The organism is Pseudomonas sp. B707 (assembly GCF_022496685.1).
Classification (GTDB): Bacteria; Pseudomonadota; Gammaproteobacteria; order Pseudomonadales; family Pseudomonadaceae; genus Aquipseudomonas; species Aquipseudomonas paraglycinae.
In genome coordinates, this window is sequence record NZ_WTVE01000017.1 from 105,339 (window position 1) to 125,396 (window position 20,058).

Consider the following 20,058-nt stretch of genomic DNA (forward strand, 5'->3'; position numbering starts at 1 on the left):
CCTGATGCGGATCTGGGCATGTGAGCGTTCATTGCACGATGACCACTTCTTCGGTATCGCTGCCGCCGTTGGACGACGTCACCCGAACCTTGGCCGGTGGAATCGGCGTGATCCCGGTGGCCAGGGTTTTCACCGCGCCATCACCGCCCAGCGCACCGATGGTGGCGCCGGTGCCGGAGGTGGCGGTGAGCACCGGTGGCGAGGTTTCGTCACTGGTCGAGGCCACCACGGTCAATTGCCCGGAAGTGAGGCTGTACTCGGCGCGCTGGATCACCACCAGGTCGGTCAGGTTCATGGGCAGGGTGGTCGGCGAGCTGGTCGCGATCGCCAGGTGGTTGTCGGCGGTCACCTGCAGCACGGAGGGCAAAGTCGGGTTGACCGCTGATTGCGCGTACCAGCTGCCGGTGCTGTCGGCTTCTTTCATGTTCACCACGGGCGTGCTGCTGGTGATGGCGGCGGTGCCCGGCGCGGGCGGGGCTTTGACGAACACGTCTTGTTGGGCCACTGGTGCGCTTTCGCCGGGCTTGCGCGAGTAGGTGCTGCGCTCGGTGATCAGAGGCGTTGGCCGCACTACTGTCGACAACTTGCCGGACACGGCGAAAGTCGTGCTGCGCAGGTCGATGCCGCCCGGGCCTTCGATGCGTACGTAGTTGGTGTTGAACGGGCTGCCGGTGACCGCTTCGTTGAGGTTCGGATCGCCAACAAACTGTTCGGCCGCGCCGGTCAACGGATTGGTCTCGGTGTACGGCCCGTTGACGCTGCGCAGGAACGGACCGATGTCACCCTTGAGCGCGCCGTCGTAGGTTTGCGGGGTGCCGATGCCGATGTCGCGGGTCATGTTGATCGCGCGCCGGCCGGGGGTGTCGACGGTGAATACATCGACGCCGTAGGGGTGGGTGATGACGTAGGTGCCGGCAGTGGGCACATCGACCCGGATGCGGATTCGGGCGAAGCTGATCTGGTCGCCCTCTGCGGGGTCGCCGCCGCCGAACGCGGCTTCGATGGCGCTGACGTAAGTCAGGTCGATGCCGCGTGCTGCATCGACGACGGTGGTTTCTCCGGTGAACCAGAAGGCTTCATCGGGGAAGTTGGTGGGGAATACGAGCGGTTGCGCGTCATCGAACACGCCGGGGGTCGGCAGCAGCGAGCACATGTACGACGGGGCGCCGGGTGTGCTCGGCACGCGTGAGCTGAGTGCTTTGGACAGGCACAGATCCAGGGTGCGGCCGTGGGTGTCCTGATACCAGCTGGCGAAACCGCCATTGGCCGGCGTGTAGGGACCCGGGTCGACGGCGAACAGAGCGGCCTGGGCAATGCCCTGGGCCAAAGCGCTCACGACCAGGACGGTCGCGGTTTTGGACAGTAAAGGGTGCATGAGTTAATCCCTCTATCAAGGTACCTGCCCCTTGGGGATGGGTCAGTTGCAGAGGGCTTTACAACTTCCATACCAACGACGGGCCAAACGGCGGCAAAGGCCCGTGGCGCAAGGATTCGCGGCTTGTCGTGGGGGGGAAGGACGCACGTCCGGATAGGGCGACTGTCCCCAGCATTGGGGATTGTGGGGGCATGAACGCCTGGCGGTTTTCGCCTGACCGGGAAATCGGCCGAACGTGGGGCCGTTCACCCCCCGCATCCGGGCAAACACCCAACCGTGGGCTATAACCCTATAGGGACGTATCGGGAAGTCGCCGCCATGAACATGCAGTCAAAAACGCTACCGGTCGAGGAGGGCAGCCAGCGGCTGAACTCGCGCAAGCAGCCGTTCAACCTGTTGCGCTGGTTTTCATTGATCAGCATGGCGGTGATCGGCACCGTGGCGGTGGCGCTCGGGGCGGTGTCGACACGGTTCGTGATCGAAGAAAGCGTGCAGCGCGATGCCTTGCTCACTGCGCAGTTCATTCAGGCCATCGCGTCGGCGGAAGTGCGCCACGTTTCGATCCCCAATATCCGCACCATGGGGGAGTTGCTCGACCCTCGTCAGGACAACGATTTTCCCGATGTCGACCCGCAAGCCCGGGCCAGCGCCAGAGGTGAGTTTCTTGATCACATCGAGCATTTGCCGGATGTGATCCTCGCCAACATTTATGCGCCGGACCGTACCGTGATCTGGTCGACCAACCCGGCGCTGGTCAACACCCGCATTCATGCCGACGAAGACCTCGACCGGGCCTTCGATGAAAAGATCCCGGTGTCGGCGAGTTACCACAACGTAGACAAGGGCCGTGAAGAACAGAAGTTCGTGGTGCCGCCGGAATACATCTTCATTGAAAACTACATTCCACTGTTCGACGCCGAGGGCAAGAACGTCACGGCGATGGTCGAGATCTATAAGGAGCCCAAGGACCTGATCGCCCGCATGGAGCGCGGTCTGGCGCTGATCTGGCTGGCCACCGCGCTGGGCGGCGGGCTGATTTACCTGGGGTTGTACTGGATCGTGCGGCGGGCGGCGATCCTGCTGGCGGCCCAGCAAAAACAACTGATCGCCAACGAAACCTTTGTCGCCTTGGGCGAGATGTCCTCGGCGGTGGCCCACAGTCTGCGCAACCCGCTGGCGACCATTCGTTCCAGCGCCGAACTGGCGCTGGAGTTCGATGCGGGGCCGGCGCAGAAGAACATCAAGGACATCATCGGCCAGGTCGACCGCATGTCGAAGTGGGTGCGCGAACTGCTGCAATCGTTGCGACCGCTCAATGACGACCCGGAACCGGTGAACCTGGTGGCGGCGCTGCACGACAGCCTGATGGCGTTCGAGCAGCAGATCGCCAGGGCCGGCGTGCAGGTGGTGTTTCAACCTCAGCAGACGCCGATGGTGCTGAGCCAGCCGGTACAACTCACGCAAATCCTCAACAGCCTGCTGGCCAACGCGCTGGAAGCCATGGATAAGGGCGGCACGCTGACCATCACCCTCGAACCGAGCGACAGCCGTGGCGTGAGCGTCATGCTCAGCGACACCGGCAAAGGCATGAACGAGGAACAGCGCAGCATGGCGTTCCGGCCGTTCTTCACCACCAAGCAGGGCGGCCTCGGCGTGGGGCTGGTACTGGTCAAACGGATCATGGAACGCTTCGGCGGGGGCGTGAGCCTGGACAGCCGCGAAGGTGAGGGCACCACCGTTCGTCTGGCGTTTCAGCTCATTCAGTAAATTGGGGTGAACTTTCCCCCAGCAGTGGGTGTCAGGCCCCGGTCACCGGGGAGTGGGGAATGCAACAGCGCGTCCAAGTCCCTGTTACAACTGGAAATGATTTTTTGGCGAGGTAATTGCAAAACACCATCACCCCTTCCTTAGATGAGGCGGCTGGTGATGGACAGAGCAATGCGTGACCCCAAAAAGCTGTTCCTGTTGACGCCACTGAGCGTCTTTCTGATGTTGACCCTCGGCCAGATGACCGCGGTTCGAGCGAGCCCGATCGACGACGAAAATCAGCCGGAGGCCTCTGACCCGTCGGCCTATTACGACGAGCCCGCAGACCGCGCCGGTGCGCTCAACGCGATCCTGACCATGCCCGAGGCCAACGAAGACTCCTTCGATCTGCCCGACGGGGTCAAAGGCACGCGCAACACGACGCGCACGGAAAACATCCTGCCGCCCACCGTCCAGACCAGTTTCAATTACCCCACCAACGGCAAGCCGAGCCCGCTGTACGGTGCCCAGCCGTTCACTCAGCAACTGGTGCTGTTCGAAGAGTTCGGCCCGGAAAAACTCGACCCGACCACACCGGCCGCGCCGTTGAGCTTCCCGCCTGCGGCCATCGGCCCGGCACCGGCGCAAGACCCGAACAACATCGCCCGCAGCGCGCCACCCGGCACCGCGCTGGATGCATTCCTGCGTCAACCGGGGCTCACGCCATTTCCGAGCCAGTACGCCAACGTGGTTGACCGCAACCCTTGGCAGGCGCAGATCGAACTGTTTCTCAACCGTCACATCGGTTCGTCTGCCGAAGGCCGGCCACCGGGAAAAGGCTGGGCTCATCAGCGCTGGAACGAGTTCTACCCGCAAGTGGCCTACAAGACCGTACAGACCGGTGCGCGGCTGAACGGCGGTCTGCGTGACAGTCGGCAGATGCACGGTTATGCGGTGGGCGAATTCGGCCCCGGTGGTCTGTACCACAACGTCGCGGGCGTGCCGGCGACCGATGGCACGGCCAAGGGTGTCGACCCACGGTTCCACCCGGCGATGCCGGTGCAGGATCACAACTCGGTGTGGACCTTCGACGGCACGCTGCCGCCGAAACTGTTGATGGTGCGCTACGGCCAACCGGTGCTGATGCGGCACTACAACGGCTTGCCGATCGATCCGTCGGCCAACCGCGGTTTCGGTCTGCACACCATCACCACCCACGAGCACAACGGTCATGCGCCAGCGGAAAGCGACGGTTATGCCAACGCGTTCTTCTTCCCCGGCCAGTTTTACGACTATCGCTGGCCGATCCAGCTCGCCGGTTACGACAGCATCAACACCAAGGCCGAAGATCCACGCGCCGCATTCCCCTGCGCACCGGGGGAAACCCTGTGGGTCAACGACCTGCAGCCTGCGAAAAAGACCTGCGACCACGGCACCATCAAGATTCGTGGCGACTGGCGCGAAACCATGAGCACCCACTGGTTCCACGACCACATGCTCGATTTCACCGCGCAGAACGTCTACAAGGGCAACGCGGCGATGATGAACTACTACAGCGCCCTGGACCGTGGCAACGAATCGGTGAACGACGGCGTCAACCTGCGTTTCCCCAGCGGCAGCGCCTTGCCGTGGGGCAACCGCGACTATGACGTCAACCTGGTGTTCGCCGACAAAGCCTGGGATCAGCAGGGTCAGCTGTGGTTCAACCCGTTCAACACCGATGGCTTCATCGGCGATCAGGTGCTGGTCAACTGGCAATGGAAACCGACCCTCGACGTGCGGGCGCGCAGTTATCGCTTCCGCCTCCTCAATGGTTCGGTGTCGCGCTACTTCAAGCTCGCGCTGGTGCGTGAAGTCAAAGGCACCGGCGGCGAATTCCAGGGGCCGAGAAACTCCGGTGTGTCGTACAGCCGCGTGCCGTTCCACATGATCGCCAACGACGGCAACATCATGGAACACAGCGTGCCGTTCGACGGCTCGATGGACCTGGATGCCGACGGCGACAAGCAGAACCACAACGCGATCCTGCCGACTCAGGGCATCGCCGAGCGGTTCGACATCATCGTCAACTTTGCGAAAAACGGCATCAAACCGGGCGACAAGCTGTTCTTCGTCAACCTGCAGGCCCAAGACGACGGCAAGGGCCCGAAAGAAGTGATCCCGCTGGCCGACGTGCTGTCGGAGAAATACCTGGCAGTCATCAAACAGACCAGCAAGGGCCCGCAATGGGATCGGGGTGACCCGGTGGTAGGCAAGGTCCTGCAACTCAACGTCAAGGCTTATACCGGCCAGGATCTGTCGATGAACCCGGCGGCCTACGAACCGGCCAAACCGGGCAAGGCGGAAGGCCTGGTGATGATTCCGCTGAAGATCCACCGTGACAACGCTGCCGACAAGGCGCTGCTGGCCAAGGCGCTGCACCGGACCTTCACCTTCGGTCGCGCCGACGGCACCGATGAAGCGCCGTGGACGATCAAGACCGATAGCGGTTTCGGCTTCCACATGGACCCACGCCGGTTGAATGCCTCGACCAAACTGGCCAGCGGCCCGACCGACGCCGGAGTCAGCGGCATCGGCACCCTGGAAGTGTGGAACATCAAGGCCGGCGGCACGGGCTGGAGTCATCCGGTGCACGTGCACTTCGAGGAGGGGATCATCCTCAGCCGTGGCGGCAAGGCCCCGCCTGAATGGGAAAAATGGGCGCGCAAGGACGTCTATCGCATCGGTTCGGAGGCCGACGGGCTGGACAGCGTCGAGATGGCGATCAACTTCCGCGAGTTCGCCGGGACTTACATGGAGCACTGTCACAACACCCAGCATGAGGACAACTCGATGCTGCTGCGTTGGGACCTCGAGAAACCCGGGCAACTGCAGTTGATGCCGACACCGCTGCCGAGCTGGGATGGCGTGCGCTACGTCAACTCCGCCGCGCTGCCAACCTTCCGCACCGGCGACGGCTTCGGCCCGCAAGTGACCGTGAAACCATGAAAAGGGAGGGAGCCGACACGACCCAGCCAACGCCGCGCTCCCGCGCCCTGGGCATGCACCTGATTCTGGTGCTGGTCACCTGCCTGCTCGGCAGCCAGGTGCTCATCGCCCATCAGGCGCAGCCCGAAGGCGCCAGTGAGTCCGCCACCCCGTGGGGTGGCGACTATTTCCCCAACACCCTGCTGACCGACCAGGACGGTCGGCAGGTGCGCTTCTTCGATGACCTGATCAAAGACAAGGTGGTGGTGATCAACTTCATCTTCACTTCGTGCAGCGACTCCTGCCCACTGGAAACCGCACGCTTGCGCCAGGTGCAGAAACTGCTGGGGGACCGGGTCGGGAAAGACATCTTCTTCTACTCGATCACTATCGATCCGCTGAGCGACACCCCCGCAGTGCTCAAGGCCTATGCGCAACGCTTCAAGGTCGGCCCCGGCTGGAAATTCCTCACCGGCGAGTTCGAAGACGTCACCGAGCTGCGCAAGAAGCTCGGGCTGTTTATCGAAGGCGTCGACAACGGGCGCACCAAGGACCACAACCTGAGCCTGATCGTCGGCAACCAGAGCACCGGGCGCTGGATGAAAGCCTCGCCGTTCGAGAACCCGTGGATCCTCGCCGACCAGCTCGCCAACACGCTGCAGAACTGGAAACAGGCCAGCACCGAAGAAAGCTACGCCGACGCTCCGCAGATTCGTCCGCCGAGCAATGGCGAAGAACTGTTCCGCACCCGCTGCGCTTCGTGTCACAGCCTCGGCCCGCAGGATGGCGAAGGCATCGGCATGCGCAACATCGGCCCGGACCTGATCGGCGTGACCCGTCAGCGCGACACGGCCTGGCTCAATCGCTGGATCCGCGAACCGGATCGTGTGCTGGCGGAGAAAGATCCGGTCGCACTGCAACTGTTCGAGCAATACGAGCGTATCCCGATGCCCAATCTGCGCCTGGACGAGGCCTCGGCGCAGTCGATCATCGACTTTCTGAGTGCCGAAACCGAGCGTCAGCATCCGTCAGTGCAGCCCTTGGCCGACGGGGCATTGACGCCAGTAAAACCGGCTTCTGCCAGCGAAACGGTGAGTCGAATGCAGTAGCGGCTAAATAGCATCATTGAACCGTGTGTCACGGTCATTGCCACCTACACTCATTCGAGAGAGGGCGGCTGTAACCGGCTCGATACCAGAACGCCAGGGCATCCCCATGCAACGACTGGAAGAACAGAAAACATCGGCACCGAACCTCGCGCTGGCGGCCATCAAGAGCTGGGGCGGGCAGTTCAATCTGCTGCGCTGGTTTTCGCTGGCCAGTTTTTTCATCATCGCGGCCGTGGCGCTGGGGCTGGGGTATATCTCCACGCGCTTCGTGGTCACCGAAAGCGTGGAGCGCGATGCGCTGCTCACCGCGCAATTCGTGCAGGCCATCGGCGATGCAGAAATGCGCCATGCCAACATCACGCCGCAACGGACCATGGGCGAGATGCTCGACTCGCGCCAGGACGGGAACTACCCCGACGTCGATCCGCTGTCCCATGCAATGGCCCGTGCCGAGTTTCTCGATCATGTCGAACATTTGCCGGATGTTCTGCTGGCCACGGTGTACGCCCTGGACCGCACGGTCATCTGGTCGACCAACCCCGAACTGATCAACGTCAAGTTTGAAGACGACGACGAGCTGGATGAGTCGTTCGAGATGAAAGTCCCGGTGTCTTCCAGTTATCACAAGATCGACGACGAAAAGCCGGAGCAGCGGCTGTCCCGCGAACCGAAATACCTGTTCATCGAAAACTACATTCCGATGTTCAACGCCGACAAAAGCAAAGTCGTCGCCATGGTCGAGATCTACAAGGAGCCGGCGGATCTGGTGGACCGCATCGACCGTGGGTTCGCCTCGATCTGGGCCGCAACGATTCTCGGCGGCGCGGCGATTTACCTCGGGTTGTTCTGGATCGTGCGGCGCGCCTCGACCCTGCTGCAGAGCCAGCAGCAGCAACTGATCAGCAATGAAACCTTTGTCGCTCTGGGCGAGATGTCCTCGGCGGTGGCCCACAGCCTGCGCAATCCGCTGGCGACCATTCGTTCCAGCGCCGAGCTGGCCCAGGAAATCGCCAGCCCCGGCGCGCAACGCAACATCGGCGACATCATCAGCCAGGTCGACCGCATGTCGCGCTGGGTTCGCGAACTGCTGGTGTCGTTGCGCCCGATGAGTGACGACGGCGAGGCGGTGGACCTGCTGGCGGCGGTCGAGGACACCCTGGGGGCGTTTGATGCGCTGATTCGGCGCAACGGCGTCGAAGTGCGATTCACGCCACAAGATTGCCCGCCGGTGGTCAGTCAACAGGTGCTGCTCACGCAAATTCTCAATAGCCTGTTTGCCAATGCCCTGGAAGCGATGCCCAGAGGCGGCGTACTCAGTGTCGAGATTGAAACAGCGCAGGCCGGTCAGGTGCGCATGACCCTGAGCGACACCGGCAAAGGCATGAGCGCGCAGCAGCAACAACTGGTGTTCAAACCGTTTTTCACCACCAAGCAGGGCGGCCTCGGGGTCGGCCTCGCGCTGGTCAAGCGAATCATGGAGCGGTTTCAGGGTTCGGTCATGCTGACCAGCCGCGAGCAGGAAGGAACCCGCGTCAGTCTCAACTTTAGAGTGGCATCGGGAGGGGAATATGGAACACAGCATTCTGCTGGTCGAGGATGACGAACTGCTGGCCGAAAATATTCAGACCTACCTGGAGCGCAAAGACTTCGAGGTGACGGTCTGCCACTCGGCCGAGGACGCGCTGGGGCAACTGGAAAGCTTCATGCCGGACATCGTCCTGACCGACAACTCGCTGCCGGGCATGAGCGGTCACGATCTGATCCAGAAGCTGCGCATCAGCGCGCCGGACCTGAAAGTGATCATGATGACCGGCTACGGCAACGTCGAAGACGCGGTGGTCGCGATGAAGGAGGGCGCCTTTCATTACGTCACCAAACCGGTCGCGCTGCCGGAACTCAAACTGCTGCTGGACAAGGCCCTGGCCACCGAACGGATGGAGCGCACGCTGTCGTTCTACCAGGAGCGCGAGGCGCAGAAATCCGGAGTGCAGGCGCTGATCGGCGAATCGGCGCCTATGCTGCACCTGAAGAACACCATCGGTCAGTTGCTCGACGCCGAGCGGCGCATGGCCAACGGCGATCTGCCGCCGGTGCTGGTGGAGGGCGAAACCGGTACCGGCAAGGAACTGGTCGCCCGCGCGCTGCATTTCGACGGCGCGCGCAGCAAAGGCCCGTTCATTGAATTCAACTGCGCGTCGATTCCGGCCAACCTGGTGGAGTCAGAGCTGTTCGGGCATGAAAAAGGCGCGTTCACCGATGCCAAGGACCGCCGGGTCGGGCTGGTGGAAGCCGCAGATGGAGGCACGCTGTTTCTCGATGAAATCGGTGAAATGGATCTGGTGCTCCAGGCCAAGCTGCTGAAATTGCTGGAGGATCGCACCATTCGCCGGGTCGGCTCGGTGAAGGAGCGCAAGGTCAACCTGCGGGTGATCAGCGCCACCAATTGCAACCTTGAGCAGATGGTCCAGCAGGGCAAGTTCCGCCGCGATCTGTTTTTCCGCCTGCGGATCATCTCGATCAAGGTCCCGCGCTTGTACGCCCGTGGCGAAGACATCCTGCTGCTGGCCCGGCACTTCCTCGCCAGCCACGGCAAGCGCTATGGCAAACCGAACCTGCATTTCAGCGATCAGGCCGAAGAGCTGCTGCTCAGTTACACCTGGCCGGGCAACGTGCGCGAACTGCGCAACATGCTCGAACAGACCGTGCTGCTGGCGCAGGGCGATACCATCGCCGCGCACCAGTTGAACGTGTGCATGAGCCTGTGCGATGACCTGCCACCGCAACATCAGCACGAGGTGCCGCACCCGCACTTCGAACCGCGCCCGGCGAGCAATACCGAATCGATGAACCTGCCGGAAGTCGAACGCGACATGGTGCGCAAGATGCTCGACAAGACCGACTGGAACGTCACCAAATCGGCGCGCCTGCTGGGCCTGAGCCGCGACATGCTGCGCTACCGCATCGAAAAACTCGGCCTGGCACGCCCGGACAAGCGTCAGTGGTAGACCGCGTTGCTGCGTGGGCTGGGCGTGCCGAGGCATTCGAGCACGCACGTCGGGTCCAGCACTTCGTCGTTGACGTAAATGCCGCGCTCGGCATCGTAGGTGCGGATAAACACCCGCACCGTCGCATCGGCCACGGTCGGCAGTTGCGAGTCCTGGAAAACACGGCGATCCGGGATGACGATGAAGTCCTGTGGCGGCGTGTCATCGAACGGCCGGGGCGGCTGAGCGGACAGCGACGGCGGAGCAGGGTGGGCAAAAGGCTGGTCCGACCCGTAGTAGTTGAAGTTGCTGTCCAGCGCCTGCGCCTGGGTGGCGGCGAGCAGACAGGCGGACAACAGCAGTCGATTGAACATTCCCATGGCAGCACCTGTGGAAGCGGATTTCCCCAAGGCTATTAACTATAGCTGTCCGTGGTGCAGGCGTTGGTGCAGGTGTTGTCGGCTTACAAGTTCGCAACAACCTGCTGCGCGAGGCTGATCTAGACTCGGGCCGCTCAATTGTGAGCATCGCCCGGAGTGCGCCATGGAAGTGCCAAACAATAAAAACGCCGTCGAGAGCAATCGTCAGGCGTGGAACGATTCCGCCCGTCATCACCAGGACTCCCCCGAGTGGCAGGCCTTGCTGACCGAAGTTGCGCAGGCTGATTTTTCCTGCCTCGACGACACCCTTCGCGGCTTGCTCGAGCAGGTCGGTGTCGATGGCAAGGACGTCGTGCAGCTGTGTTGCAACAATGGCCGCGAAAGCCTGTCACTGTTCTCCCTCGGCGCACGGAATGTGGTCGGTATCGATCAGTCGAGCGCGTTTCTCGAACAGGCCCGCGAACTGAACAAGCGTTCGCCGCACAATGCCGAATTCGTCGAAGCCGATATTCATCATTTGCCCGAATCGCTGCGCGGTCGCTTCGACGTCGCACTGATCACCATCGGCGTCCTCAACTGGATGCCCGACATCGGCGAATGCTTCCGCCACGTCGCCTCGACCCTCAAACCGGGCGGACAACTGGTGATCTACGAGACCCACCCGTTACTGGAAATGGTCGACCCCGAGGCCGAGGACCCGTTTCGTCTCGCCAGCTCGTATTTCCGCGAAGAACCGTTCGTGCAGGAGGAGCCGATCGTCTACGTCGGCAAGGTCGAACGGCCGGCGGCCAAGTCCTACTGGTTCGTGCACACCCTCGGCGCGATCTTCACCGCCGCCCTCGAGGCCGGCCTGAACATCTCGCACTTCAAGGAATACCCGCACTCGAACCGGGAAGAAGTGTATGACCAGTACCAGAACCGCGAGGCGCAGATGCCGATGTGTTTTACGTGGGTGGGGGTGAAGCGCTGAGTAGCGCAGCTTTCAGGACGTGGAGTGATTCAGCACATGTCCCGGTTGTGCACACAGATCGATGCCAAGGGCATGAATGACTTTAAGAACCGTGTCGAAGCGAGGCTTGGCTCCTGGTGCGAAAGCCTTGTACAGACTTTCGCGCCCCATGCCCGAATCCTTCGCAATCTGCGTCATGCCACGCGCCTTGACGACATAACCGATTGCACGAAGAAACTCTTCGTTGTCACCGTCGGCCAACACTTGGGATAGGTATTCACTGATGGCTTCATCACTGTCCAGCAGTGCTGCCATATCAAAAGCTGTCAAAGTCTGGCTCATGGTTAAACCTCCTTTGCCATTTTTTTTGCACGTCTGATGTCCGCGCTTTGTGTGGATTTGTCGCCGCCGGCCAGCAAAACGATAACTACACCGTTACGCATCGTGAAGTAGACCCGATACCCGGCGCCGACATCAACGCGCATTTCCGACACACCATCACCTACGGGTTTAATGTCGCCTAGATTACCTGCTGATGCACGATCTATGCGACGGGCAATAGCTACCTTGGCACGGAGATCTCGAATAGAGGCATGCCAGGTCACGAACACGGATGTCTGTTGCACGAAATAGTTCATGGCTCGACTGTATCCATTTGGATACGGTCGAGCAGTCAGCCGGTTCTGTTATCGGCCTTGGATGTGTCGTCTGCAGGTGTAGGCAAGTAGTCTCAGATTATGTAGGAGCTAGCGTCTCCGATAGCTCCCACAGTGCTGCTTTGGACCTTCAAGCCTGCGCAGCCGCCGTCACCACCGGCCGTCCCGGTTTGCGCAGCGGATCGAGGCGTGAACCCTCATAGCGCGTTTCGCGGAAGAACCGCCATTTGCCGAACAGGCAATAGACGTGGGTGACGCGGCCCTGTTCGTGGTAGCCCATGCGGATGTGCAGTTTCAGCGCCGGGATGTTGTGGGTTTCGCAGACGTCCACCACCTTGTTGCAACCCTGGGCGGCCATGGCTTCCCAGAGGGCGACCTGCACGTCCACCGACAGGCTGCTGCCGAAGTAGGCGCGGATCATTTCACCGCCGAACTCGAAGAACTCGCCGGGTTTGACCGGGAAGGTGCAGCCGTAATAGTGGCGGTCGTGGTAGTCACGAGTGCTGCCCCAGATAAATCCCACCGCATGGCCGTCGGCATCCAGGTACATGTGCCCGGTGTGGCCTTCGTTGGCCAGTTCGGCCATGGTCTGCACCCGGTCACCGAAGTGTTTGGCGAACGCGCCGGCATTCTCGGCGGTGATGTCGACTTTGCGCAGGCCGTCGTAGGGGCGCAGCTTGTGCGGCGGTACCGGGCTGACCAGGTCGCGCTCCATCCACAACAGTTCCCAATGGAAGAACACGTAGCGTTTCCACAACGTGCCGAAGGTACGGCCCAGGCCTTTTTGCTTGATACGTTCGCGCAGCTTTTCAATGACGCTCATGATGCCCTCCGAGGCCGGAGCCCGGGTGTTGTGGATGACGCTTTTGTGGGTATAGATCAAGCCGGCAAATTCATGTCAAAGCGCCAGCTTTGAAAGTATTGCAAGTTGTGTAACGGCTCAGATCGCCTCGGCACCCCGCAAAAAATCCTTGTTCAGATCGGCATAGGAAACCCGTGGAACCCCCGCCAGCCGCTGCTCTAGCAAGCGGCTCAGGGACTCTTCGGGTTGCAGATAGGCGTCGCCGAAATCCGCCCCGAGCTGGTTTGGATGGGCGACGATTTCCAGCACGCCGTCGGTCGGCGCGGGGGCGTTGCGCAGGTCGACCGGCGTGCAGACGTAATCCGCCGTCACCCCGGCCAATCCCTGCAATCGGCGGTTGAGCAACCCCTTGAACAGGCGCTTGGGCAGGCTGAGGTTTTGCCCCAGGTTGCGCGCCAGGCGCACCGGCACACCTTGATGGGCAGCGAAGCGCGCGACGATCTCGCCGATCGGCCAGATGTTGTGCACGTGCTGATGCGAATCGAGGTGGCTGGGACGCACGCCGTGATCGACGCAGCGCTGCCACTGCGCCTGCAATTCTTCCTGCACCGCCTCGCGGTCTTCCCGGCCCAGCCACAGGCTGTGGCGAGGCAGGTTGAGGTCGAACACGCCGTGGCTGTCGCAGAAGGTGCGACGCTGGAGAATGGCCCGGCTCAAGGGGCGGCCGTAGGTCAGGTTGAAATGCAGGCCGATCCGGCCTTCCAGCAGCGGCAGCCGGGCCATGGCGCAGGCCGCTTCGAACGCCGGCATGTTGGCCATGGCGGTGGCGGAGCTGATGACCCCGGCCTGGAACGCGCCGAGGATCACCGCGTTTTCGTTCGGGCTCAGGCCGAAATCGTCAGCGTTGACTATGACTTGGCGAGGCATGTTCGCCCTCCTTGGTGGGGTTGATCACAGGTGTCGAAATGACCGCCGCTTTGGCCGCCGCACGCTTCGCCCGCCATTGTTGCAACCCAGGCTTGAGCCGGTGCCAGACGCGCAGCCCCAGCCCAAGCAACAGGCCGCTCGGGCGCCACGAGTAGAAGCTCCAGCGCCAGTGTTCCAGTTGCCCGGTCATGCGTTCGTGCAATTGATGGCTGGAATTTTCCAGGCTGACCCGCGAGGCATCGATCCAGCGCCAGTTGTCGTCCAGCCCCCAGCGAATCCATTCCTCCAGCAACACCCGGCCGCTGCCAAGGTCGGCGTATTGCGGCAGGAAGGCGAGGTTGTAATCGTAGAGCCGGCCCTGTTCGAACAGGCCGAGCCGATAGCTGATGCAACGTCCGTCCAGTTCCAGCATCACGACGCGCACCCGGCCCGAAGCGGCGAGGGCGGTGAAGGCGTTTTCCATGCAGCGGCGGCTGCGGTCGCTGGCAAAGATTCCGACGCCTTCGTCGCCTTTCCAACTGACCGCTTCGACTTCGCTGATGACCTGCAGCAACGGGCCCATGCTGGTCGCGCCGGGCGTGATCCGCCGGACTTCGGCGCCGCACGCGGCAATCCGCTTGCGGGCTCGGCGCAGTTTGTAGCGGGGATCGCCCGAGACTTCCTGGCGGTCAGCGTCGCTGATCAGGTGCACCGGCACCCGGCAACTCAAGCGACGTTCGCCGGTGGAACTGTGGGCCATCCATTCGGTGAGCACGCTTTCGTCGCCGACCGGCTCGGAGATTTCGTTAAATTGCAAAAGGGCGTGGGGCACTCGCTGGCGAATCAGCCGCAGGGCTTGGCGCATGTCGTCGGCGTTCAGCTGTGATAACAACGCCAGGCGATCGGCCAGCGGATAACCCAGGTGATGCACCACCCGAAACGGCAATCCGAAAAATTGTTCACGGATCGCCACCAGCGGCAGGCACAGGCGCAATTCGTCTGCTTCCCAACCCAGCAATACATGCAGCCGCTCGTGCGCATCGAGCGCCTGCTCTGCCGCACACAGCCAGTCGAGGCTGTTGAACGGCGTGTGATCCGTCACCCGCAGGCGCAGCGCTTCATAGGCCGCCGCCGGGAAGTCAGGTGCGCACAACGAGGTGCGCCATTCGAATCGCGCCATAGGCTCAGGTCGCCGTTGCTGTGACAGGTGGACGGGAAGGTTTGCGCAGCGCCTCCAGGCGCGAGCCGCTGTAGCGGGTTTCGCGGTAGAAGCGCCAGCGACCGAACAGTCTGTAGATGTTCATGATCCGGCCCTGTTCGGTATAGCCCATGCGCAAGTGCAGCTTGAGCGCCGGGATGTTGTGGAACTCGCAGACGTCCACGACCTTGTCACAGCCCTGGGCGGCCATGGCTTTCCACAGTTCCAGTTGCAGATCCACCGACAGCTCGGTGCCCCAGTACGAGCGGGTCAGTTCGCCGCCGAACTCGAAGAACTCGCCGGGTTTCACCGGGAACAGGCAGCCGTAGTAGTGACGGTCGAAGTAGTCCCGGGCGCTGCCCCAGATGAACGCCACCGCATGGCCCTGATCGTCCAGGTGCATGTGCCCGGTGTGATTCTCCCGGGCCAGCTCGGCCATGGTGCCGATCCGGTCACCGAAGTGGCGGGCGAAGGCGCTGACGTTGTCCGGGCTGATCTTCACCACCCGCAGCGGCGGATAGGGTTTGAGGCTGTGGGGTGGCACCGGACTGACCAGGTCGCGCTCCATCCACAGCAGTTCCTGATGAGAAAAGACGTAGTGTTTCCAGACCTTTTTCACGGTGGCAGTGAGTCCTTTCTGCCGTAGGTTTTCAGTCAGTTTGCGCAGCATGTTCATGGTCGTTGCTCCTGATGACGAGTCATCGCGCGGCCAGAGGCCAGCGCGGCCGGACATCAACAGGGCGGTCATGAGGCGCTCCAGCGCAGGGCAAACAGGGTCTGTCCCGGCAGCTCGAAGCGCACGCGGCCGTCCTGACAGCGAAATGGTGCGTCGCGGCTGCGGTTGTCGGCGCCGAAGTAGCGCAGCGCGCCGTTGTTCAACGGGCATTTGGCGCCCGCCAGGTCGACACGCTGCAAACGCGTGCCCTTGTTCACGCCGAGCAGCCCGCGCTGATCGTCGCCGGCCATCGCCAGCACATCGACTTCGAACGCGTCGTTCTCCAGCCACAGCACGTTGTGCAGCCAGTGTTGCTGGATGAACTGCTGCGCCAGGCCCACCGGTTTCAACTCGAAGCGGTCATCGCTCAGCACCCGCAACATGCCTTTGGGGTACTGCGGCTCATCGGCGGCCTGAAACCAGTTGAGCATGGTCAGCAAACCGTCCTGGGAGGCGTTGATCACCACCGAGGCCCACCACAGCGAGGTGAAATGGGTTTCCTGATCGTAGGGGCTCAGGCTCGAGCCGCTGGACAGGTTGGTCTGATCCAGCAGCAACGCTTTGCGCGGCTGGCCCTTGGCATCGAGGCCGACCAGATCGGCAGCGCGGCGCACGCTGTCGCGGTACACGCGAGTGGCGAGCAGGTCGCGAATCATCCATTCGTGCCAGGCCAGCGCATCGACCTGATCGGCGGATTCACTCAGCAGTCGCCGGGCCCAGTCGATGCCACGCTTGTTCGCCGCATTGTCGGCGAACGGCCCGTTGACCAATCGCGAACTGGCCGGCATCGCGATGCGCACACCGGCCCTGGCATTGGCCGGATCGCTGCGCACTTGCCGGGCCATGCTGGTGAAGATCGAACGGTATTGCTCGTAGCTCGAATAATTCAGGTTGGGCTCGTCGGCGAACCCGATGTAGTGCGTGCCTTTGCCGCCCAGCGCACGGGTGCCGGCGAGCCAGGCGTCGAGTCCGCTGTTGCTCTGCACGTCGGCGCGCAGATCGGCCTGGCGCTGACTGCCGGCGAGCAAGGTGATGTCCTGACGAATGCCGAAACGGTCCTGATAGACCTGGCGAAACGCATCTTCGAAGTGCGGCTTCTTCGCCGTCACGTCGACGAAACTGTAGTAACTGGCGGCCGTCGGTTTCAGCGCATCGAGCACCGGATGACTGGCGGGCGGCGGCATCACGTAGGGCAGGGCGATGCCCAGATCCGGGGTGCGGCCGAGGACTTTGTCGTGCAGGGTCAGGCGCGTCTGGCCGTCGTCTTCGTGCAGCGGTTTGAGCTGTTGCGGGGTCTGCGCGAACAGATTGGCCGTGCCGTCGAGCCAGAACGCCGCTTTACCGCTGCCTTGCAGACGCAGGCGCCAGACCTGTTCGCGCTCGCTGACCGGCAACGCCACCTGATCGAACTGCCAATAGGCGCGATAGGGTTTCAGCGCCAGTGTCAGGGGCTGACCGTCACCGACCCGCTGCGCTTGCAGGGCGCTGACTCCGCCGTGGAACTTGCCCGCCAATATCGCGCGCTCACCCGCTGCGACCTTGAAATACAGTTCATCGCCGTTACGGGTTTCCGCACTGAAATGCACCTTGGCCGGGGCGAACAGCGCCACGGTGGTTTCGTCGTGCTCGACCCGGTAACTGCGGAAGCTGTAGCCGGGGATTTCCAGCTGATAACTCGCGGCCCCCGGCGCCAATGGCCAGCTCTGGCTGCCACGGGTTTCACTGGCCTTGATAAAGCGCTCGCCCTGCAATTTTCCCCGGCCGTCGAGCAGGAAAATGTGCTCTTCGTTGGCCTCTGCCTGCCACGCCGGCGCCCAGCGCACGGTCACCGTGTCGGGGTGATCGGCATGCAGGTACAGGCTGCCGTCACGAATGTCGCCCCAGCGCATCGACGCCGCGAAGGCGTCCAGCGACAGGCCGAGACCGAGCAGCAGGGCCAGGCCTTTCATGCGGATTTCCGTTGTAAAAAGCGACGCTGCAACATCAGCCACATCGGCGTGAGGTCGCTGGGCAGAATGATCAGGGTTTGCCAGAACGCCACGCCGCTCAGCCGGCAGTACAACACCAGCATCGCCACGGTCACCGCCAGATAGGCAATCGACGAAGCCGCCGCTGCGCCGACGATGCCGTAGGCCGGAATCAGCAGCAGGTTCAGCGCAAGGTTGAGCAGCGCGCCGATTCCCATCAGCAACGACACCGTGCCGGGGCGGTTCTTGCCGATCAGATCCAGGCGCAGGATGCTCGCGTAGCACAGGCCCAGCAGCCCCGGCAGCAACGCGAGCAGGGCCGGATACGCCGGTTGGTAGGCGACGCCGAACAGGGTGACGATCAGCCATTCGCCGATCACGGCCATGGTCAGGCAGGCGCCGAGCATCACCGTGGCGGTCAGGCGCAGGGCCAGTGGCGTGACCTTGTCCATGCCTTCGTCCTGTTGCAGCAGGCGTTTCATCAGCGGCGTGGTCACCGCTTCCGGAACGATCAGCAGCAATTCAGCGGCGGCGCTGGCCATCGCGTAATGCCCCAGGGCGGTGCTGCCGAGCAGGGCGCCGATGAACAGGTAATCGGAACGCAGGATCACTTGCTGGAACAGCAGATCCGGGTGACTGCGGGCACTGAAGCGCAGCAGTTCGTTCTGGCTGGCGCGATCCCATTGCAGTTGCAACGGCTGCGCGCGTTTGAGCCACAGCCAGCCAACCATCACTACGAGGCTGATGCCGGCCAGCCAACTGATCAGCGCGGCTTCGAGGGCCGCTTCTTTCCACATCCAGAACAACGCGAGAAACAGCAACAGCGGCGCCAAAGATTCCACCAGCCGCAAGGCATTGAACGCGACCACGCCGCCGGACGCATTGTGCAAGGTCAGCAGGCCACTTTTGAGCACGGTCAACGGCACCGCCAGCAGCAACAGCCACGCCAGCAGACCGAGTTGCAGGGTCACGTCCAGTTCGCTGCCGAATTCGCGCACCAGCGCTACCACCAGCAAGGTCAACAAACCCGCCAGCAGACAGCCGAACACCAGCACTTGCGCGAGCAACAAGCCCATCGGTCGTTGCTTGGCCGCTTGATAACCAACAGCGGAGTTCAAACCGCCGCTGGTGGCGGCGCTGATCAGATCGGGCAGGGTGCTGAGCAGGGCGAACAGGCCCCGTTCGCTGGGGCCGAGAATCCGCGCCAGCAGCACATTCCTCAGCAGGCGCAGGGCGATCATCGCCAGTTTGGTGCCCATGCTCAGCGCCAGATGCTTGAGGTAACTGCCTCGACTCATGGCCGCGCCCCGCGATAGATCCGCCACGACAGCAGTTCCGGATTGCGCGCGGTGCGCTGGCTGACACCGAAACGCGGCAGGTTCAGCGGATCGCCGGTGCCGCGATAGATGCCACTGCCGGTGCCGAGCGCGAAGGGGTAATCGTGATTGGCGATCTGCTCGCGCACCCGCTCATCGTTGTCGCCGTTGGGGTAGCAATACACCGGCAGCGGCCGGTTGCAGCCGTTGAGCATGGCATCGCGGCTGCGGCTGATTTCTTCGCTCAGGCGCACATCGTCAAGGCCGGTGAGGATCGCGTGACTGGCGCCGTGGGGGCCGAAACGCACCAGACCGGAAGACTCCATCGCCCGCACCTGATGCCAGTCGAGTGCCTGGGGTTGCGACTCTTGCGGGCACTCGTCGGTCAGGCGTTCGAGTATCTTCGGATCGAGCGCTTTAAGCCCTTGCAGGTAATGCAACAGGGTCAGACTGCGCCGGTCCACGTCGATGTCGTCCAGCAAAACCGGCACGGGATGGTGGATCGACTGCAGATATTCGATCAGGTGCATGCGTGGTTTTTCACCGTGGCTGCCCCACAGGGTTTCACCGATGCTTTCCCACCAGAAACGCTGACGGCTGCCGATGAAATCGGTGGAAAGAAAAATGCTCGCCGGCACCTGATGTTTCTGCAGCAACGGAAAGGCATTGGCGGCGTTGTCGCGCCAGCCGTCGTCGAAGGTCAGCGCCACTCGCGGGCGCTCGGTGCGCAAGGCGTTGGGCTGGAGGATTTCCATCAGCGGTACGCAATCGAAATGCTTGCGCAGCCACACCAGCAAGTGCTCGAAGGCCTTGGGCCCGACGCACAGTTCGTTGCGGTGCGGCAGGTCGGCGGCGCGGTCGTTGGACAGCACCCGGTGGAGCATCAGGATCACGCCGGCGCCGTGCAGCTGGTTTCGCCCCACGGACGAGTTGAGATAGAGCCAGCCGCTGGTGCGTTTAATCAGTTGCTTGATCGCCATGGCTCGAT

The 20,058-nt window shown here is 62.5% G+C and carries 17 protein-coding genes; 6 read left to right on the forward strand and 11 right to left on the reverse strand.

The window, feature by feature from the left end; translation table 11 throughout:
- Positions 1-28: 28 nt before the first annotated feature.
- Positions 29-1,375 carry a hypothetical protein gene (locus GQX66_RS08620; protein ID WP_240868105.1) on the reverse strand — a complete coding sequence of 449 codons (1,347 nt, stop codon included), beginning with the start codon at positions 1,373-1,375 and terminating at the stop codon, positions 29-31.
- Positions 1,376-1,693: 318 nt separating this feature from the next.
- Here GQX66_RS08620 and GQX66_RS08625 point away from each other — a divergent pair, with 318 nt between their 5' ends.
- The 5 genes from GQX66_RS08625 (at position 1,694) to GQX66_RS08645 (ending at position 10,202) form a co-directional block, all read left to right on the forward strand.
- On the forward strand, positions 1,694-3,142 hold the full coding sequence (locus tag GQX66_RS08625) for an ATP-binding protein (protein WP_240868108.1): 1,449 nt from the start codon (positions 1,694-1,696) through the stop codon (positions 3,140-3,142).
- Positions 3,143-3,301: 159 nt separating this feature from the next.
- Complete coding sequence (locus GQX66_RS08630; protein ID WP_102718573.1) at positions 3,302-6,109, forward strand: multicopper oxidase domain-containing protein; 2,808 nt, start codon at positions 3,302-3,304, stop codon at positions 6,107-6,109.
- Positions 6,106-7,197, forward strand: coding sequence for an SCO family protein (locus GQX66_RS08635; protein WP_102718574.1), 1,092 nt, complete (start codon positions 6,106-6,108; stop codon positions 7,195-7,197). Before GQX66_RS08630 ends, GQX66_RS08635 begins: the two co-directional genes overlap by 4 nt.
- Before the next feature lie 106 nt (positions 7,198-7,303).
- Complete coding sequence (locus GQX66_RS08640; protein ID WP_129973928.1) at positions 7,304-8,797, forward strand: ATP-binding protein; 1,494 nt, start codon at positions 7,304-7,306, stop codon at positions 8,795-8,797.
- Complete coding sequence (locus tag GQX66_RS08645; RefSeq protein ID WP_085748451.1) at positions 8,766-10,202, forward strand: sigma-54 dependent transcriptional regulator; 1,437 nt, start codon at positions 8,766-8,768, stop codon at positions 10,200-10,202. Before GQX66_RS08640 ends, GQX66_RS08645 begins: the two co-directional genes overlap by 32 nt.
- Here GQX66_RS08645 and GQX66_RS08650 read toward each other — a convergent pair.
- Entirely contained in the window at positions 10,193-10,561 is a 369-nt protein-coding gene (locus GQX66_RS08650; RefSeq protein ID WP_240868121.1) for a hypothetical protein, read from the reverse strand. The genes GQX66_RS08645 and GQX66_RS08650 overlap by 10 nt on opposite strands.
- A gap of 163 nt (positions 10,562-10,724) precedes the next feature.
- On the opposite strand from GQX66_RS08650, the gene GQX66_RS08655 reads away from it, so the two are divergent.
- Complete coding sequence (locus GQX66_RS08655) at positions 10,725-11,531, forward strand: class I SAM-dependent methyltransferase (RefSeq protein ID WP_240868124.1); 807 nt, start codon at positions 10,725-10,727, stop codon at positions 11,529-11,531.
- Positions 11,532-11,543: 12 nt separating this feature from the next.
- On the opposite strand, the gene GQX66_RS08660 is transcribed toward GQX66_RS08655, so the two are convergent.
- The 9 genes from GQX66_RS08660 to GQX66_RS08700 all read right to left on the reverse strand — a co-directional run bounded on the left by GQX66_RS08660 (position 11,544) and on the right by GQX66_RS08700 (position 20,050).
- Entirely contained in the window at positions 11,544-11,852 is a 309-nt protein-coding gene (locus GQX66_RS08660; protein WP_085748448.1) for an addiction module antidote protein, read from the reverse strand.
- Between the two features lie 2 nt (positions 11,853-11,854).
- The gene (locus GQX66_RS08665; protein ID WP_085748447.1) at positions 11,855-12,148 is read right to left on the reverse strand and encodes a type II toxin-antitoxin system RelE/ParE family toxin; all 294 of its coding nucleotides are present in this window, start codon (positions 12,146-12,148) and stop codon (positions 11,855-11,857) included.
- 148 nt (positions 12,149-12,296) lie between these two features.
- The gene (locus tag GQX66_RS08670) at positions 12,297-12,989 is read right to left on the reverse strand and encodes an N-acetyltransferase (protein ID WP_085748446.1); all 693 of its coding nucleotides are present in this window, start codon (positions 12,987-12,989) and stop codon (positions 12,297-12,299) included.
- Between the two features lie 117 nt (positions 12,990-13,106).
- Entirely contained in the window at positions 13,107-13,895 is a 789-nt protein-coding gene (locus GQX66_RS08675; RefSeq protein ID WP_240868133.1) for a ChbG/HpnK family deacetylase, read from the reverse strand.
- A complete protein-coding gene (locus tag GQX66_RS08680) occupies positions 13,867-15,054 on the reverse strand; it encodes a GNAT family N-acetyltransferase (protein WP_240868143.1) in 1,188 nt (395 codons plus the stop codon). The genes GQX66_RS08675 and GQX66_RS08680 overlap by 29 nt, the downstream gene beginning before the upstream one ends.
- A gap of 4 nt (positions 15,055-15,058) precedes the next feature.
- Positions 15,059-15,748, reverse strand: a complete 690-nt coding sequence (locus tag GQX66_RS08685; RefSeq protein WP_240868208.1) for an N-acetyltransferase — start codon at positions 15,746-15,748, stop codon at positions 15,059-15,061.
- 68 nt (positions 15,749-15,816) lie between these two features.
- Entirely contained in the window at positions 15,817-17,736 is a 1,920-nt protein-coding gene (locus GQX66_RS08690) for a hypothetical protein (RefSeq protein WP_240868146.1), read from the reverse strand.
- Positions 17,733-19,052 carry an oligosaccharide flippase family protein gene (locus GQX66_RS08695; RefSeq protein WP_240868148.1) on the reverse strand — a complete coding sequence of 440 codons (1,320 nt, stop codon included), beginning with the start codon at positions 19,050-19,052 and terminating at the stop codon, positions 17,733-17,735. The genes GQX66_RS08690 and GQX66_RS08695 overlap by 4 nt, the downstream gene beginning before the upstream one ends.
- On the reverse strand, positions 19,049-20,050 hold the full coding sequence (locus GQX66_RS08700) for a polysaccharide deacetylase family protein (protein ID WP_240868151.1): 1,002 nt from the start codon (positions 20,048-20,050) through the stop codon (positions 19,049-19,051). Before GQX66_RS08700 ends, GQX66_RS08695 begins: the two co-directional genes overlap by 4 nt.
- Positions 20,051-20,058 lie beyond the last annotated feature (8 nt).